This window comes from Lapidilactobacillus gannanensis (assembly GCF_003946675.1).
In the GTDB taxonomy this organism is placed as follows: domain Bacteria; phylum Bacillota; class Bacilli; order Lactobacillales; family Lactobacillaceae; genus Lapidilactobacillus; species Lapidilactobacillus gannanensis.
In genome coordinates this window covers 14641-32928 of the sequence record NZ_RHOT01000004.1, presented here as the reverse complement: position 1 = coordinate 32928, position 18288 = coordinate 14641, and the positions used below count along the sequence as shown (strand labels likewise).

At 42.3% G+C, this 18288-nt stretch carries 11 protein-coding genes and 2 pseudogenes; 11 read left to right on the top strand and 2 right to left on the bottom strand.

The window, feature by feature from the left end; genetic code table 11:
• The first annotated feature begins 46 nt into the window (after positions 1-46).
• The gene (locus tag EKM81_RS01955) at positions 47-787 is read left to right on the top strand and encodes a ribonuclease H family protein (RefSeq protein ID WP_125647637.1); all 741 of its coding nucleotides are present in this window, start codon (positions 47-49) and stop codon (positions 785-787) included.
• Between the two features lie 853 nt (positions 788-1640).
• Here EKM81_RS01955 and EKM81_RS01950 read toward each other — a convergent pair.
• Positions 1641-3500, bottom strand: coding sequence for an ABC transporter ATP-binding protein (locus tag EKM81_RS01950; protein WP_225420146.1), 1860 nt, complete (start codon positions 3498-3500; stop codon positions 1641-1643).
• Positions 3500-5230: an ABC transporter ATP-binding protein gene (locus EKM81_RS01945; protein ID WP_125647634.1), complete on the bottom strand. Its 1731-nt coding sequence runs from the start codon at positions 5228-5230 to the stop codon at positions 3500-3502. Before EKM81_RS01945 ends, EKM81_RS01950 begins: the two co-directional genes overlap by 1 nt.
• A gap of 576 nt (positions 5231-5806) precedes the next feature.
• Here EKM81_RS01945 and glf point away from each other — a divergent pair.
• The 10 genes and pseudogenes from glf (at position 5807) to brxC (ending at position 18246) form a co-directional block, all read left to right on the top strand.
• Positions 5807-6922, top strand: a complete 1116-nt coding sequence (gene glf, locus EKM81_RS01940; protein WP_125647631.1) for a UDP-galactopyranose mutase — start codon at positions 5807-5809, stop codon at positions 6920-6922.
• A gap of 11 nt (positions 6923-6933) precedes the next feature.
• A pseudogene (locus tag EKM81_RS11555) lies at positions 6934-7606 on the top strand (DUF4422 domain-containing protein).
• A 1418-nt stretch (positions 7607-9024) separates the two neighbouring features.
• Entirely contained in the window at positions 9025-9816 is a 792-nt protein-coding gene (locus tag EKM81_RS01925; RefSeq protein ID WP_125647622.1) for a conjugal transfer protein TrbL family protein, read from the top strand.
• Between the two features lie 15 nt (positions 9817-9831).
• Positions 9832-10243: pseudogene (locus EKM81_RS01920) on the top strand (hypothetical protein).
• A gap of 6 nt (positions 10244-10249) precedes the next feature.
• Entirely contained in the window at positions 10250-12385 is a 2136-nt protein-coding gene (gene topB, locus EKM81_RS01915; protein WP_125647619.1) for a type IA DNA topoisomerase, read from the top strand.
• A gap of 83 nt (positions 12386-12468) precedes the next feature.
• Positions 12469-12651, top strand: a complete 183-nt coding sequence (locus EKM81_RS01910; RefSeq protein WP_125647616.1) for a hypothetical protein — start codon at positions 12469-12471, stop codon at positions 12649-12651.
• Between the two features lie 123 nt (positions 12652-12774).
• Positions 12775-13230, top strand: a complete 456-nt coding sequence (locus EKM81_RS11075) for a hypothetical protein (protein ID WP_164509164.1) — start codon at positions 12775-12777, stop codon at positions 13228-13230.
• Positions 13231-13361: 131 nt separating this feature from the next.
• On the top strand, positions 13362-13961 hold the full coding sequence (locus EKM81_RS01900) for a BrxA family protein (RefSeq protein ID WP_125647610.1): 600 nt from the start codon (positions 13362-13364) through the stop codon (positions 13959-13961).
• Positions 13961-14542, top strand: coding sequence for a DUF1788 domain-containing protein (locus EKM81_RS01895; protein WP_125647608.1), 582 nt, complete (start codon positions 13961-13963; stop codon positions 14540-14542). Before EKM81_RS01900 ends, EKM81_RS01895 begins: the two co-directional genes overlap by 1 nt.
• A gap of 11 nt (positions 14543-14553) precedes the next feature.
• Entirely contained in the window at positions 14554-18246 is a 3693-nt protein-coding gene (brxC, locus tag EKM81_RS01890) for a BREX system P-loop protein BrxC (RefSeq protein WP_125647605.1), read from the top strand.
• Positions 18247-18288: the final 42 nt, after the last annotated feature.

Below are 18288 nucleotides of genomic sequence, written 5' to 3'. Positions count from 1 at the left end.
TTATATTAAGGGGAACCACAACTTACAACTTTATTGGAGTCTTTTTATGTCAAAAAATAATTTTTATGCGGTTGCTCACGGTCGGCAACCAGGAATTTATCGTGATTGGCCCACTGCTGAGAAACAAATAGCCGGCTTTCCCAAAGCACGCTATCATGGCTTTGTGACTGAAGCCGAAGCCCAGAAATGGCTCGCTGAAATGACTGTTCAGTTTCAACGAGTCGGTCAAATCAGTGCCATGAAAAAACAGCCAATAAATCATCAGCCCGTTAAAAAAGCAACTCCCCAAATTACAATTTCAGCTGATGCCATCCAAGTTTATACTGACGGCGGTTCTCGTAATACTGGCAATGTTCGTGGCGGTCATGTCCGCCAAGACGATTTTGCAGCGTGGGCGTATTTGATTGTGCTACCAACTGGCCAGCAACTCAGTGATACAGCCGGTGAAAAGGGCGCGACCAACAATAAGATGGAATTGACGGCCTTTGCTGCAGCGTTGACGAAATTAATTGCATTGGGTCAGCAAAAAGCTAAGATTCAACTAACTAGTGATTCGCGCTATATTTTGGATGCCATCCAGAAGAATTGGTTAGCTGGCTGGCAACGCCGAAATTGGCGCAAAGCTACTGGCGAACCAATCGCTAATCCTGAGTTATGGCAGCAAATTAGTCGCTTATTGCCGCAATTTGAGCAGTTGCAATTAATTTGGGCTAAGGGGCACGCCACCAATCAAGGCAATATTTTCGTGGATGAATTGTTGAATAAAACGATGGATCAGATGGCTTAACTGGTGGTTTTAAGATTAACTTCAAAGGCGCTAAAACCTAGTGAGATTCTGAAACAGGATTAGTTCTGACTGCATTGCGGGCTGCTTGTCGTGGAACGCTGCCGGCATTGATTGAAGCCAATTGCAGATTCAAGTTCAAAAGCGTTAAAAACCTGGTGAAGTTTTTAAAACAGGATTAGTTCTGACTGCATTGCGGGCTGCGGGTTGTGGAACGCGGCGGCCGTCGATTTGAGCTTTTCTGCGAAAATCTCAAATTCGAGGCTTATTGTAAGTGCTAAAGCACTAACAATAATTTGGCTGCTACTCGCAAGCTCGGGCGCAAATTAAAACCATTGGCTGACAACCCGGTCCCTCCATTCCGTCTGGAGTTAGGTTAGTAATCTTCATGATTGTTAGTGGTTAAGGCAGTTGTAGTGAGACTAAGCAACTTAGTTCATTCGGCAATAATAATTGAATAGCAAGACAAAAATAGCCTGTGTGATATCTTTCAATTCTATCTCGAAAGATTGTCACACAGGCTTTTTTTGGTACTGCAATCTGATTTTCTACTTAGTGGTGCTCAATTCTGTTAGTTTCATCTGGTGGTTGCTGGGCGATTGGCGTCAGGGAAGGGGCTTGCTTTGCGTACGAGCGATTTTGCGAGAAGCAGTGAAATTTGACTTGCTGCTTTAGCAGTTAGTCAAAGCCTCGTATTTGAGATTGTTGCGTTAGCAATAAGCTCAAATCGATGGCCACGCCGTTCCACGCCCTCTAAATCGCCCAGCAACCACCTTCCCAAATTGGGGAAGACTCGGCACTATTTTTACTTCAATCAGAACAAGTCAGTAACTAAAGAAATTCGGTCAGGCTGTGATTACTCGAGTTCCTTCTTGCCAGTATACAACTGGTAATATTCACCACGCTGCTTCATTAATTCATCATGATTACCATGCTCGATGATTCGACCATGATCCAGCACTAGGATTAAATCTGAGTTGGCAATAGTTGAAAGTCGGTGGGCAATGACGAAGGTTGTTCGACCGGCCATAAGATTATCCATACCTGCTTGAACTAATCGCTCAGTACGCGTATCAATGCTTGACGTTGCTTCGTCGAGAATCATCAGTGGCGTATTGGCAACACTTGCTCGTGCGATTGAAAGAAGTTGTTTTTGACCTTGGGAAAGATCGGAACCGTCACCGTCAATCAAGGTGTTATAGCCACGGCTGGTCTCACTGATAAATTCATCAGCATGGGCTAGTTCAGCAGCAGCTTCGACTTCAGCATCAGACGCATTTAAACGACCAAAGCGGATATTTTCACGAATACTTGTGCTAAAGAGATTAGTCGCTTGCAGCACGATTGCCATTGAATGACGGAGATCATCTTTTTTAATTTGGCGAATATCGATACCATCATAAGTAATCACACCAGAATTGATTTCGTAGAAGCGGTTGATCATACTGCTAAAAGTTGTCTTACCAGCACCAGTTTCACCAACTAGCGCAACTTTCTCGCCAGGGTTAACTGTCACATTAATATCATGTAAAACCGTTTGTCCTGGTAAATAGCCGAAATTAACATGATCGAAGACAATTTTACCAGCTACCGGCACTTGTTCAATCTGGCCGTCAGCATGAGGTACTTGCCAATACCAGGTCTGACTATTCTCGGTGTTATCCTGATGCAAAGTCACCTGACCTTGATCAATTTCTGCAGGGCTGTCTTGCAGCTGGAAGATTCGCTCGGCACCAGCAAGGGCCATCACGATACTATTCAATTGCTGTGAAATTTGGGCAATTGGCTGGCTAAAAGACTTACTTAGTTGTAGAAAGGCGGCGATTGAACCAATAGTTAAGGCAGACCAGCCATTAATGGCAATCATTCCGCCCGCAATCGCAATTAAAACATAAAGGCCATTACCAAGATTTCCCATGATTGGGAATAACATAATAGCGTAGGCGTTGGCCTTAGCAGCATCCGTTTGGAAATCTTTATTTTCCACATCGAACTTTGCTTTGGTCTGAGATTCGTGGGAGAAGACTTTGATGACTTTAAGACCATTCAGGACTTCTTCGACGAAACCATTTAATTTACCTAATTGCTTCTGTTGTTGCTTAAAATAGTAGCCACTTTTATTAGTTAAGAAACGAACCACGCCAATACTTAATAGGAAAATAACTAAAGTGACCAGGGTCAACATTGGACTTAAGACAATCATCCCAGCAACAACGAAAACCAAGTTGAAAACTGAGTTAACAAATTGTGGGATACTCTGCGAGATCATTTGCATCAAAGTATCGACATCGTTTGTGTAACGGCTCATAATATCGCCATAATCATTCTGATCGAAATAAATGACCGGTAGATATTGCATATGCACAAACATATCGTCCCGAATTTTCTTCTGCAGACGCTGACCAAGAATTGCCATAATTTGGGTAAAGGCTAGTGTCGCAATCACCCCAATTAAATAAATACCTGCCATTAACGCTAACGCCCGAAATAATGGGGTGAAGTTTGGTGTGGCCTGTTTGGTCATCGGCACAATATAGTCGTCAATTAAACGTTGCAGAAAAAGTGATCCGTAAACGGTTGAAGCAGCGGAAATAATGATGGCAATCATTGCCGTAACAAAGGGTGCTGGGTAGGTGCCGACGACAAATTTCAGAAGTCGGCGTAAAGTTGCACCACGTTTTACTTTTGGCGTTGCATTAAGCGTTTTTTCTGCCACTAGTCGTTTTCACCTGCTTTCTGTTGTTGATAGTGATAAATATCGCGATAGAGCTCATTTCGAAGTACTAATTCATCATGGGTACCAATATCTTGAATCTTACCATGATCCATCACGATGATTTGATCGGCATCTTGAATCGAAACGATCCGCTGCGAAATAATAATTTTCGTTGTGTTCGGCATATCGCGGCGCAAGCCTTCACGAATCGACTGTTCAGTCTGGGTATCAACTGCTGAAGTTGAGTCGTCCAGGATAAGAATTTTGGGTTTTTTCAATAAAGCTCGGGCAATGGTCAAACGTTGTTGTTGACCACCAGAAACGTTGGTCCCGCCTTGCTCAACACGAGTTTGATAACCTTCAGCAAATTCGTTGATGAAGCCATCAGCTTGGGCTGTCTTGGCAGCTGCAATCACTTGTTGATCAGTGGCATGTTCATCACCCCAGCGCAAGTTATCAGCAATGGTGCCGGAGAAAAGAATACTGTTCTGCAAAACCATAGCGACATTGTCACGCAAGGTGCGTAAATCGTAATGATGGACGTTGTGACCACCGATTAATAATTTTCCTTTGCTAATGTCGTATAACCGCGGAATCAGCTGAACCAAAGTACTTTTACCAGAGCCGGTCTCACCAATAATACCAATAACTTGGCCAGATTTAATTGTTAAATTAATATCTTGCAGAATTGGCTTAGGAGAATCACCGTATTCAAAATTAACATGCTTGAACGTAATATCCCCATTAGCCATCTCTTTCAAAGGATGCTTAGGATTAGTAATGGTTGATTGATCTTGCAAGACTTCAGCGATTCGATCGCCACTTGCTTGAGAAATTGATAATTGCGTAAAAACCATTGCCAAAATATTTAAACTGAACAAAATCGCATTAGAATAAGCGTACATACTGACCAGTTGACCTGTTTGCAATTGACCGCCGACAATTAACTTAGCCCCAAACCAAGACAGTAAAATAACAGCTGAATTGAGGACTAACATCATTGCTGGTCCGTTCAATGACATGATCTGTTGTGCCTTCGTAAAGACTTCGGCGATTCCTTGCGAAGCTTGTTTGAATTTATTGATTTCCTCATCGTGACGAACATAAGTCTTAACAACTTCAACCCCACGAACATTCTCACGGACAACTTGATTCAACACATCATACCGTTGGAAAACTCGCCGGAATAACGGCCGCGCGAAATGAATGACCAACACTAACGCAATTGTTAAAAGCGGCACTAAAAAGACGAAAATCATTGCCAAAGAACTATTGACTTTAAAAGCCATAATAATGGAAAAAATCAGTAGTAACGGAGCCCGTACGGCAATTCGTGTTAGCATTTGGAATGCTGTCTGAACATTCGTCACGTCGGTTGTTAATCGCGTTACTAAACTAGAACCAGAAAAACGATCAATATTCGAAAATGAGAAATCCTGAATATGATAGAACATATCGTGGCGCAAATTCGCCGCAAAGCCAGCACTGGCATGAGGAGCAGCCCAACTAGCACCAGCCCCACAAGCAAGTGAAAATAATGTCATTGCCAGTAGAAGGATGCCATATTTTGTGATGTAACTCATATCTTTCTTCATAATGCCGTAATCAATAATATTACCCATTAAGAAAGGGATGAAAGTTTCAATGGCAACTTCAACCGCAACCAGAATCTGGGAAGTAAACGCCAGCTTGCGGTATTCCCGAATAGAACGCATAAGTATTCGTATCATCTGCTAACCTCCTGTAAAAAAATGCATTACTACTATTGTACGCCAATTGGTTCATTAATTTATAGAAAGAACTTATTAAAAATTAGTTACACTCAATAAATGGCTGATTTAACCACGTTTATTTAATGTTAACCCGTAACAAAATTTAAAGCTACTATAACGCTAATAAAAGTAAGAACTCAAAATAACCTCACAAAGATCTATCAAAATAAAAAACGCTAATAAAAAAAGTCACTCATTAATACAAAAAATCTGCGTAATTAATCAAGTTAGAAAAAATTGGTCTAGTCAGACAAAAACAAAAAATTCGTAAAAGTCAAATATTTTGACTCAAAAAAGTCACTTCACAATCAAAAAAATAATATTATTATAAACTTGTAATAAACAAACCAACCCTTGCAATTCGTGAAAAAATTCCGCTTTATGACTTTACACACGACCTGACGCTATTGTTCAGTTTGTGGCTAATTGATATACTGGGACAGTATGTATTAAAGAAAAGCTGGAAAAATAGTTTCATTTTAACGATAAATAACTTTGATTCACAATTCGTTGTTGATTTTTTGGAGGAGCTAAATGAATTATCTAGTAGTTGGTTCAGGCCTGTTCGGCGCAACATTTGCTTATGAAGCCGCGAAACGTGGTAATCACGTTAAAGTAATCGAAAAGCGTGATCATATTGCCGGCAATATTTATACCAAAGAAATTGATGGGATTCAGGTTCATCAGTATGGTGCGCATATTTTCCATACTAGCAACAAAGAAATTTGGGATTATGTTAATCAGTTTGCTGAGTTTAATCGTTATACCAATAGCCCAATTGCCAATTATAAAGGCGAAATTTATAACATGCCTTTCAATATGAATACCTTTAATAAGCTTTGGGGTGTTATTACGCCGGAAGAGGCACAAGCAAAGATTAATGAACAGAAGCAGGTACTTGGTGACAAGAAGCCCGAGAACTTGGAAGAACAGGCAATTTCCTTGATTGGAACAGATATTTATCAAAAGCTTGTTAAAGGCTATACCGAAAAGCAATGGGGCCAGAAGACAACTGATTTACCCGCATTTATTATTCGGCGATTACCAGTTCGTTTAACTTACGATAATAATTACTTCAACGATACTTACCAAGGTATTCCGATTGGTGGCTATACCCAGATTGTTGAAAAAATGTTAGCTAGCGACTTGATTGAAGTTGAAACTGGTGTTGATTTCTTTGATTATAAACAAGAATACATTGATCAGTATGACAAGGTTATTTTTACAGGGATGATTGATCAGTTCTTTGATTATAAGCTTGGTGAATTAAGCTATCGAAGTTTACGTTTTGAGACTGAGGAACTGAATGTGGATAATTATCAAGGCAATGCTGTTGTAAATTACACCGATGCAGAAACACCTTACACCCGAATTATTGAACACAAACATTTTGAATTCGGTAAGGGCGATAAGAACAAGACTATCGTTACCCGTGAATATCCGGCTAGTTGGCATCGTGGTGACGAACCTTATTATCCAGTCAATAATGAACGTAATAATCACTTATATAAAGAATACCGAGATTTGGCATTACAAGAACCAAAAGTTATTTTTGGTGGACGGTCAGGGCAATATCGTTATTATGACATGCACCAAGTAATTCGTGCGGCGTTACAAGTTGTTACGGATGAATTAATTGAACAAAAATAATTATTTGAGGAATGAATGAAGTGGTAAAAGAGGATATTTATATAGGTGTTGCAGCACATATGCCCTATAAAATAATCAATGATATCAATTATCATGCTATTCAAGTTGGGGCTAAGGGCAAAAAAACTATACAAGGATATGTTCGCGATGATTCTGAACAAGATAATATCTCAGAAATCAATTCAAGTTTCTGTGAGTTAACGGCGCTATATTTTATTTGGAAAAACATTGATGCTCGTTATAAGGGATTGGTGCATTATCGGAGGTATTTTGGTAGACCGCATCTTCAATTAAACAACAATCCTTGGAAGAAAATCCTTTCAAGTTCAGATTTAGAAAACTATTTAGGCAAAGCAGATGTCATTCTACCTAAAAAAGGCATTATATATTGAAACTAACTATTCTCATTATAGAAATGCGCACAAAGAAGAAGCGTTACAAGTAACAAGGGACGCTATTAGTTTCCTATTTACCGACTATCTTCAAAGTTTTGATGCTGTTATGGGCACAAGAAGTGCACATATGTTCAATATGTTCATAATGCGTGATGAACTGTTTGATGTCTACAGTGAATGGCTTTTTACAATATTATTTGAAGTTCAAGAAAATTTAGATACATCAAATTATTTAGGCCAAGAAGAGCGTGTATTTGGGTATGTTAGTGAACTTCTATTAGATACATGACTAAAAAACATTAAAATATCTAGAAAAGTTACAATAATGATGTTTTTTTGCTATATTGTGTATTTAATATTGTGGATTATTTTTAATTTTAAAACTAGAATTAATTATTCAGAACCTGGTGTTTGGGGGGCATTTTCCCTGTTAGTGTCATACTTGGCTTGGGTGTATATCAAATAATTCCCAAAAATAGATTTTGTAATTACTTTGTAAAATATGGGCCAATATCGTTACCAATATATTTAATTCATGAACCTGTTGCATCAGTTGTAAGAATTCTATTATTTAAAATAGGAATGAACAATTTGTTTGTTCATATTGTAATTGGAGTTGCTTTTGGATGGTTCATATCAATTCTCTTGTATAGAATAGCAAGCAAACTTGGAATACTTGATTTTATTTTTTACCCTGCAAAGTATCTTAAAATGCGAAAGAATAATATTGGCCGGATTTAAAATCGAAGTGCAACATCTAAATGACGGAACTGCTAAATTAAAGTGGGATATTTTTGACCACTAAATTTTGAGCAATAGCACATAGGATTGAACCACCAATACTCGATAAAATTGAGCTATTTTTACAATTAAATGGCATCATACAGTCGTAAAGAAGAAATATATGTTTAATTTTTTTATACGGTGAAGCCTAGTTCGTTGTCAATCCGGTTCAACCAGCTATACTTACAAATTAAGAGGTCTTAATACTCTTAGCTTGGAGAATCTTGCATGAGAATATTATTGTATAGCTTATTAGCTCTTGGCGGATTCTTTGGCATTCTGGCAATCTTGATCATCATTGGGGCTAATAAACATCAACGCTAATTGAAAGTTTTAATCTAATTTTAAGTTCAGTGCTATTTGGTGCTGAACAATAGTAGCTATCACTTATCTCAGTGTATTTTTCACTGATGCTAAGTGATAGCTTTTTTTGTGCGTTGCGTTGGTGATTTTGCGATTTAATCACAGCGTATTTTGAATTTTTGAGAATTTTATGGCTTTGTTGGGAAAACTGATGTCATTCGAGAATGGCATGATGCGACCAGCAAATTCAGATTTTTGACTAACGCTGATTGATTTTGTGCCGGTTAGGAATGTTTCGCTTTATAAGAATGGGCCGTTCATTATGGTTACTCGCGGTGCAAGTTCATTTGTAAGTAACAGTCGTGTCAACTTTCTCCAGTTCAATATTTTTCCGTATTTTCAAATCGCTAAAAATATCGATGGTCACAATTAACACACGACAAATATTTAAATTTGTCGTGTGTTTAGAGTTGTCTTTTTGCGATAACGGCTTTAAAAATGGCCTTTCTGATTTAACCGGGCTGGTTTGAAGGTTAAAAAATGGCAAAAATATATTTTTATTTTGTTGCCGGATTTAAAATTGAAGTGCAACACCTAAATGACTAGACCAAAAAGTGGCTACTGTCTGGTTTGCTGGACGGTTTATTCAACATATGCAAGGCCGTTATTGACCAAGCAAATCAAAGCTTGCCAATTGTTAAAACATGGTATGCCATCTTCCTGTCTTTTGCGACATCGTTAGTAGTCGTGGTCGTCCTTGGGCGTATTGTGATGACAATTCTAAAAGAGGCGGACGAAAGCACCGATGTCACTTGGGCTAATATCATCATGGACGGGATTAAATCAGCGGCCGTGATCCCGGTCTTCGTGTTCTTACAGGGCTTTATTCAAGGTTCAATTACCTTGCCCCTGCTAAAGTATATGTTTAGTTCTGATCAGCAGTTCACTGCTAAATCAATTACCGGCATGAATAAAGTCCCCGGATTAAAAAATGTTGGCGTTCCACTTCCCTTACAAATTTTATTCTTACTCATTTTTACCGTTGTAACCGTCGTGTTCTTTATCAAAATGTGTGTTTTTGTGGCCGATATGGCTTGGTATAATCTGACAACTCCTTTAGCTGCAATGAGCATGGCGACTGAAAGCTTTGATTATAGTGGTACGTGGTGGAAGAAGTACATTTATTACAATGCTTCCATTATTAGCCAGGTGCTTTGTATGTCATTATCAGTATGGTGTTTCACTAATATGGCTAAATACGGGTTTATTGCTTTTATTGCTTCAATCGGATTCGGCTTTCTGGTTGTCAAAACGCCTGACGCCGTTAAGGATTTCTGGGCTTCAACCGGTGTGACTAAGAGTGCTGGTATGGGCGCCATGAGAATGTTTCAAAATTATTTTCGTAACCACTAGGAGGGAGAAGTAGTTATGAAGAAAATCGCACACTGGTTATTGGAAAAAAGCCAAAAAAGATATGCTAACCGACCCTTTTACAACACCTTCCCGGCGGACTAAGCTGTCTTACTACTTTGATAGCTTAGTTAGCATGATCTTCTATATAATGGGAATTTACCTCATGTTAATGGATTTATACCAAGATTTTTTCACGTCAAACCATACTGATTTTTTAGGCACAGCGCTGATGGCCTTAGTTTTGCTGATTGGTGGCCTAGTGTTTCGTTGGTCAGCCTTTGCAGATCTCAAAGCCATCAAGCGGTATCAACAATATTTGGAGCAACAATCGATAGACCAGCAACAAGCATTACGCCGGCAAGAATGGTTAAAGTCGGCTAAACAAGGCAAAACAGAATTAGATCAAAAATTGAATCATAAGGAGTGAACGAACATGACCACTGTTATCTTAGCTGAAAAACCCAGTCAAGCCCGTTCATACGTCCAAGCCTTTCAAAAGAGCACAAAAAAACAGGGTTACTATACGGTTAGTGACCCTGTTTTGCCCGAGAATACGCTTGTCACGTATGGTCTCGGACACTTAGTTGAACTAGCCACACCGGATAAATATGATCAGAAATATCAGCAATGGGCCTTATCTAATTTACCGATTTTCCCCGACAAATACAAGTTTGAAGTGTCAGCTAGTAAAAAAGATCAATTCAAGGTCGTCAAAGACCTGTTAACGAAAGCCGATACCATTATTGTGGCCACCGATAGTGGTCGAGAAGGGTCAAATATCGCCTGGTCAATCATGAACCAAGCCCACATTGATGTTAAAAAGAAGGCGATTAAGCGGCTATGGTTGAATAGTTTGGAAAAAGACGCCATTATTACCGGCTTCAAAAATCTTGGTGATTGGCACCAAGACTATTTGGCTTATAAAGAAGCCCAAACCCGTCAAATTAGTGACTGGTTAATTGGTATGAATGGCAGTCCTTTATATACTTTGTTGTTAAGACAAAAAGGGGTGCGCGGGGTGTACTCAATTGGTCGCGTGCAGACGCCAACCTTGTATATGGTTTATCGAAGAGACCAGGCAATCAAAAACTTTAAGCCGGAACCCTATTTTGAACTAAATGCGGAAATTTTAGCCAATCAGCAAAAATTCGTCGCAAAATTAGACCCCTATCAGCGGTTTAAAGATGAAACAGGGCTAATGACATTCGTGCAAGCTAAACACGTTCAGAAAGGCTCACAGGGCGGTTTAATCAAGGGCATTCAAAACCAGGCTAAAAAGCGTGCTAGTCCCCAACTATTCTCGCTATCCAGTCTGCAAAGTGCGATGAATAAACGGTATCATGCCAGTGCCAGCCAAACCTTAGCGGCTATTCAAAGTTTATATGAAGCCAAGTTGTTGAGTTATCCCCGAACGGATTGTGCTTATATCACTAATGAAGAATTTGAGTATTTAGTGGCTAATCTGACGAAGTATCTGGGGTTAGTCTCTAAGCAAGTCGCTTTAACCAATACCACCCCGAATAAGCGCTATGTTAATGGAAAAAAGGTTGAAGAACACTACGCCATTATTATGACTAAAGTCGTGCCGACTAAAGATCAATTAGCTGCCTTGCCTAAATTGCAGCAACATGTCTATGATTTGGTTTTAAGAACGACGTTAGCGATGTTTGCTGATCCGTACGAGTACGAGGAAACCACCATTATTACCCAAGTTGGTGACGCCAATTTTAAAGCAACCGGTAAGGTCCCAACTAAGCAAGGTTGGCAAGCTTTATTTGATGATCACAAAGCCGAACAGCAAGAAGCAGCAACCTTACCGCTCGTTCACCAAGGCGATCAAGTCCAAGCAAATCTGCAAACACCGCAAAAAGAAACGACACCACCGGTACCCTTTACCGAAGGTACCCTGATTACGGCCATGAAGACCGCCGGCAAAACGCTTGATGATGAAGAAGCACAAGCGATTCTTAAAGATGTGCAAGGCATTGGGACAAGTGCAACCCGGGCCAATGTGCTGGAAGTGTTAAAGAAACGCGGCTATCTCGTCACTGAAAAGAATAAGTTGCACGTCAGTGAAGCCGGAATCACTTTATGTAAAGCGGTTGAACTCGAGCCCTTACTAACTAGTCCAGAAATGACGGCTAAATGGGAGCAAGCGTTACAGCAAATCAGTACCGAAGAACGCACCCCGGATAACTTTTTGAGCCAGATTAAGAAATTTGTGGCGAAATTGATTGCTGATGTTCCCACGCAATTAACTGGCAGTGCAGCTATTAAGCAACAAATCAATCACCAACAGCAAGCGCAAAAAGTTGCCGAGGTGTTCTTAGAAACACCACAAGTAACTGTCATAAATAAACAAAAGTTTTACATTGTGAAACCCAAGCAAGGCGAGGACTTTACCCTACCCAAGAAATGGAGTAGCAAGACGCTTGGTAAGACCGCAATTAAAGCGCTGGTCACCAAGGGGGAAACCAGCAAATTAAAGGGTTTCAAGAGCAAAAAAGGTAAGTCGTTTGACGCCAAGCTAAAACTTGACGGTCATAAATTAAGTTTTGATTTTGATTAGAACCTGCCTACCGCCCTGCACGTTGTTGCGGGTTGGTGAACCTAAACAACGGGTGAGATTAGCAAAGCAAAGGAGATCATAAAATGGATAATAAATTAGAAGTCATTGGGAGTGAATTACCAGTTTTGCAGGCTAAAGGAACCTACAAGTATCTAAAAGAAATCACTGGTAACGGAGCCTATTATCAAGTGGCTTGGCAAAAATTGTCTGACGGTTACGTTGCCCTTTATGGCACGACCTCAATTCAAACAAAAGTGGCCCAGTAATTTAAGTGTATTATCTAGTTGAGACATCTATTCCTACCCCGCTTATCTTGAGTTTCGTCGCTTAAAGCATAGCACTAGGGAGGCCTAGATGCCTTTTTTATTATTAAAAGGGGCCTAGTACTTTTGGAATGGAAATACTTTCCAACACCAAAAATTCTAGACCCAAATTTACCAAATACAATGGCCATTCCAAATACAGATACAATTTGGAACATTCGGAGAATGGTTAAGAGGGTCCAGAAATATTTTGAAAAATATGGGCCCTTAGTTTTCCAGGGGGTTGAGGTTCGTGCACCGAAGGCTCTTGGGGAGATTGACTATATGACAAATCGTGAGCTGATTGACTTAAAGGTGTCCTCACACCAACCCAATAAGACGCAGACCTTTCAAGTTCTGATGTATTATCTGATGGCATACTATAGTGGCGAACCGCAGTTTCGAGCAATTCAGTATTTAACTCTGCTCAATCCTAGACGAGGTATTGCTTATCGAGTAGCCGTCAATGAACTTTTCGCCGGTGCCGTTGGCATTGTGAGTAAAGGAATTCTTGGATTTCCAGATTCTCCACTGGATATGTGAAAAGTCTGATGGGACGCACGATTTAGCCGTCCATATGGTATAATAAGTCCAAACGAGTAAAATGTATTTTGACACACATGTAAACAATTCACAAGTGACTTTTTCACATTTCACAAGCAAGGAAGGTAGACATGAAACGAATATCGGCCGGAGCGGTTAAATTCCAGTTTTGGTTCACAGAATTTGTTCAAGCAATGGGTATGGCTAACGATAACGATGATTTCACAGTGTTGCGCCAACAGATCCTGGCAGAGAATACGTTCCATGCCTCCTCCCATGCCCGGCTGATCACCACGACCGGTGTGGTTTTACGGCGCGTGGACTCACTCACGCCAGCGATGCGGGCACTCTTTGATCAGCTCGATCCAGTCAATCAGCGCATTATGAATCTTATCGCCATCATGAATACAGAGCAGTTGATGTATGCCTTCATGTATGACGTCTTCCGTCCGGAACTAATCCTGGGTGACCGGCAGATTGAAGCTTACGAAATGGCAGCTTTTTTTAAGAAACTGCCGTTGACGCATAAAGAGGCTGCCCATTGGACCGAGGAAACATTGAGGAGACTGCAGTCCACTGTGGCGCAGTATCTGCGCCGGGCCCAAATCGTTAAGGACTACAAGGACACACTGGTGGTTGAAAACTATTTGCTCGATGAGCGCTTGGCAGACCGGCTGCGCGAAGAAAACCACTTGGATTACTTAGCAATCCTGACGGGGAGGACGTCGTAATGGTACCACTGAAGAAGAAGTTTCAGGACTTGCGGGAAAAGATCCAAACGCAGTCATTTCAAGAGAATCGGGGCCTGTCGAACGAGGTTGGTTACTATATTTTCGATTATGATCCCGAGAAAGAACTATATGTCCGCGGCGAAATTGGCGATATTATCCGCCAAGAAAACGCGGCGCCCACGGGTGTCACCATTCAAGTGTTCGACCTGTTCACCATCATGTTGACGATTGTTGATCAGTTCGGCTACCGGGAAGCATTCATTGATCTGGAAAAAAGTAATGGTATCACCCAAGTGATTGACTGGATGAACAACATCATGGAGATGAACGAGGAACATAACCTAGTGGTGCAGTATATCAGCGACCATTTGAACAAAGATGGTCCCACCATCGTGTTCATTACCGGTGTTGGGCAGGTTTATCCAATTATCCGGGCCCACAAGGTGTTGAACACCATGACCCAGGTCATTGACCAAATTCCGGTCATGATGTTCTATCCAGGTAATTACAACAGTGTGCGGTTGCAGGCCTTCGGGGAGCTGCAGGAAGACAACTACTACCGCGCGTTTCATTTCGAATAGGGGAGATAACAATGCAAATACGCGACTTATTTGTTAAACCGATTGATCGAAATATCCAAGGCGTCATCAAGGTTGGCCAGGATGCAGACGCTAACGTGATGCAAGAACTGGACGAGTACGTTGTTACCCGAGAATTGAAAGGCCACTTTGATGACTTCTTTGCGGCCTATGAGAAAAGCATCAACCATGATACTGATGAAATGGGGGTCTGGATCTCCGGTTTCTTCGGTTCTGGTAAATCACACTTTCTGAAGATCCTTTCCTATCTGTTGGAGGATCGGAAAGTTGACGGCAAGAGCGCTATTGATTATTTCAAAGAGAAAATCAATGACCAGATGACGATCAACCGTATTGAGCTGGCTGCGCAACAGTCAACCGACGTGGTGCTGTTCAATATTGATTCCAAAGCTAAGACTGGTGCCAAGTCAGATGACAATGCCATCATCAATGTTTTCCTGCAAGTGTTTAACGAAATGCAGGGCTTTTCGAGCACCAATTTTTGGATTGCTGAAATGGAGCGCCAACTAGTTGCGCAGGGTAAGTACGACGCCTTTAAGGACAAGTTCACGGAGTTGGATAACACTCACATGGATTGGACGGTTGGTCGGGATCATGCCATTTTCAAGAAAGGCACGATCAAAGATGCCCTAGTGCAAGTCGATGCATACAGTGAAGAGGATGCCCAGGGCTTGATGGATCAATTGACGACATCTTATCAAGTCAGTATTGAGGACTTCTCTAAACTGGTGGCCGCATATATCAAGAAGACCGGTAAGCGGGTCGTTTTCCTGGTGGATGAAGTCGGCCAGTTTGTTGGAGAAAGTACCCAGCGGATGCTTAACCTGCAAACCGTCGTTGAGGACTTGGGGGCAGCTACCCATGGTAAGGCTTGGGTAGTTGTTACTTCCCAGCAGGCTATTGATACTATTACGGACAAAATCAGCGGTCAGGACTTTTCCAAGATTCAAGGCCGGTTTGCGACCAAGATCAGCATGAGTTCGGCCAACGTGGACGAAGTCATTCGCAAGCGGCTGTTGGCAAAGACAGAGCCGGCTACAACACAACTTGCGGCAGACTACGAGGCTAACGCAGCCGCAATCAATAACATGATTGATTTTGACGATGGCGTGGATCGGCCTAAGTTCCGTTCAGGGGAAGATTTTGCGGCGACGTATCCGTTCGTTCCGTATCAGTTTAACTTGCTGCAAAATGTGCTTACAGCGGTCCGGACCAACGGCTCTGATGGTAAGCACTTGTCTGAAGGTGCACGGTCGATGCTGTCCCTGTTCCAGGAATCTGTGGAAGCTATCATGGACCAGCAGGATACGGCGCTGGTGCCATTCAGCTTGTTCTTTGAAGGCCTGCGCCAGTTCTTGGACCACACCCATAGCATCGTGATTGCCCACGCGGTGGACAACGACACCGTTGATCCCACCCATGAAGAAGATAACTTCAACGTCCAAGTATTGAAAGCACTGTTCATGGTCAAGTACTTGAAAGACTTTGACGCGACGCTGAACAACATCGTGACGTTGATGATTGACTCAGTGGATACTGATCGGGTTGAATTGCAGAAAAAGGTCCAGAATGCGTTAGCCATTCTGCGGCAGCAACGGTTTGTCGAGAAAAACTTGGATAACTACGAATTCTTGACCGATGCGGAACAGGAAGTCAACCAGGCCATCAGCCGGGAAGAGGTTCTGTCAGGCGAGTTGGAAGATCGGATGGGCAACTTTATTTTTGATCCGAAGACCGGTATGACCAATAAGTACACTTACCCCAAGCTGAAAGGCCGTTACAATTTCACGTTGAATCAATACGTGGATGAAACTCCCCAGGGGCGGACCAACAATGACATGACGATCCAAGTCATCACGTCTTTGGATGGCGCCAATAATCGGAATGAAGCCAACCTGCTGCTTCTGTCCATGGATCCGTCTAAACATAAGATCGTGGTTGATCTGCCGAGCACGGACGACTATCTCGGCGACTTGCGGCGGGCGGAGCAGATTGGGAAATTTGTCATGCTTGGCAACGCCCATGCCGACGCTCGGTTCAACTTTATCAAGGAACAGCGGACTGCTGAACGGCAGCAGCTGTTAGTCAAGGCTCGGGAGCGGATTATGACGGCCTTGGAACAAGCAGACGTTTATGTTGCCGGGCATAAGATTGAGGGCGGCAAAGACTTCCAGGGGCGCTTCACAGATGGTTTGAAGATGTTGGTGGATGATACGTACCGCAGTTTAGGACTCATTGACGCGGCTAAGTCGTCGTCAGATATTACGCAAATCCTGGATCAGGATAATGAGTTGGCAGTATCCACGCAGGAAAACGAGCGCGCGGTCCAAGCAGTGTACAGCTGGCTCCAGCGGACGATGCAAAAGGACAAGCATGTGACGTTGCAGGCCATCTTGAACAACTTCAAGGCAATTCCCTATGGCTATATTGAGGACGACATCGAATGGCTGGTGGCCAAGCTGCTGGCGGATGGCAAGATTCAAGCTAATCTACAGGATCAAGTACTTTCTCCGGTCAATCCGGCGTACAGGTCTCAGAATATTGCCAATTTCCTGACCAAGAAGCAATACGCAGAACAGATTTCAATTCAGGTGAAGAAAGACATCAATCCGCGTTACCTGCGGGAAATGAAGGACGTCGCCGATCAGGTCTTCAACAAGCGGTCATTCAGTGCAGCTCAGCCGGATCTGATGGTGGCTGAATTGAAGGAGAAGATTGACAAGGACAATGGGACGCTGAAGTTCTTTGATCAAAAGAATAGTTCCTTCCCGGGCCATGAACTGCTCAAAAAAGGCAGCAAAATGTTCAGTGAATTACTGGCCATTAATGATGCGGAAACTTTCTACGACAAGATCCATACTCGTTATGATGATTTGCTGCAGTGGGCGGATGACATGAGCGACAAGGGTATCATGGATTTCTATTTCAGCGATCAGCAGCAGACAATTTGGACGCGGGGATTGGATGATATTGCGCGGTACAAGGCATCCCATGACTTCTTCACTAGCACGGCTTTGGCCGAGGACTACCAGCAGCTGAACAAACTGCTGAATGAGGACCGAGCTGGACGTGTTATCCAAGAAATTGATGGTGTTCATCAGAAGTTTGTGGATACCTTTGCCAAGATTATGGACGATCACCAGAGACAAGTGACCGACAAAATCCAAGTAGTCAATGAAAAGGCCAAACAGCGGATTAACGATTCTTCCACCGGAGATGACTTCAAACAGCAACGGCTGGCGACGTTGACGGAGCAGATCAAGCGAATTATGACCGAGGCTGAGGAAGCACCAGATCTGACGCGCTTAGAGGCCAAACCGGCAGCAGCTGATGCGGTGTTAAGGCGCATTACGCAGAGCTTGGAAAATGAGGAGCAGCGACTAGCAGAAGAACTCGCTCGGAAGAAAGCGGCCGAGGTGGAGAAAGTATCCCCGAAGCCGAGTTCAGACGAGGAATCCATTAAGCTTGTGGATCCGCTTCCTGCTCCTGGCCCCAATCCGGCGCCTCAACCAGAACCTGTAGCGCCTGTTGTTATTCAAACTAAGTATCTTGAAGCCGATCAACTCCCCATTGAACGGGAATGGTCCATTTCCTCTGAAGATGACGTAAACCGGTATGTTGAGAAGCTTCGGCAGGCGTTGCTGGATCAAGTTAAAGAAAACCAGATCACGAAGTTTACCCTCTAGCAGACAATAACGGCTATTCGTGGGAGTGGCCGTTATTTTGAA

Excerpts from the sequence above, each read along its gene's own strand:
- EKM81_RS01955 (WP_125647637.1), top strand. The coding sequence starts at position 47 with ATGTCAAAAAATAATTTTTATGCGGTTGCTCACGGTCGGCAACCAGGA.
- EKM81_RS01945 (WP_125647634.1), bottom strand. The coding sequence starts at position 5,230 with ATGATACGAATACTTATGCGTTCTATTCGGGAATACCGCAAGCTGGCG.
- glf (WP_125647631.1), top strand. The coding sequence starts at position 5,807 with ATGAATTATCTAGTAGTTGGTTCAGGCCTGTTCGGCGCAACATTTGCT.
- topB (WP_125647619.1), top strand. The coding sequence starts at position 10,250 with ATGACCACTGTTATCTTAGCTGAAAAACCCAGTCAAGCCCGTTCATAC.
- EKM81_RS01910 (WP_125647616.1), top strand. The coding sequence starts at position 12,469 with ATGGATAATAAATTAGAAGTCATTGGGAGTGAATTACCAGTTTTGCAG.
- EKM81_RS01900 (WP_125647610.1), top strand. The coding sequence starts at position 13,362 with ATGAAACGAATATCGGCCGGAGCGGTTAAATTCCAGTTTTGGTTCACA.
- EKM81_RS01895 (WP_125647608.1), top strand. The coding sequence starts at position 13,961 with ATGGTACCACTGAAGAAGAAGTTTCAGGACTTGCGGGAAAAGATCCAA.
- brxC (WP_125647605.1), top strand. The coding sequence starts at position 14,554 with ATGCAAATACGCGACTTATTTGTTAAACCGATTGATCGAAATATCCAA.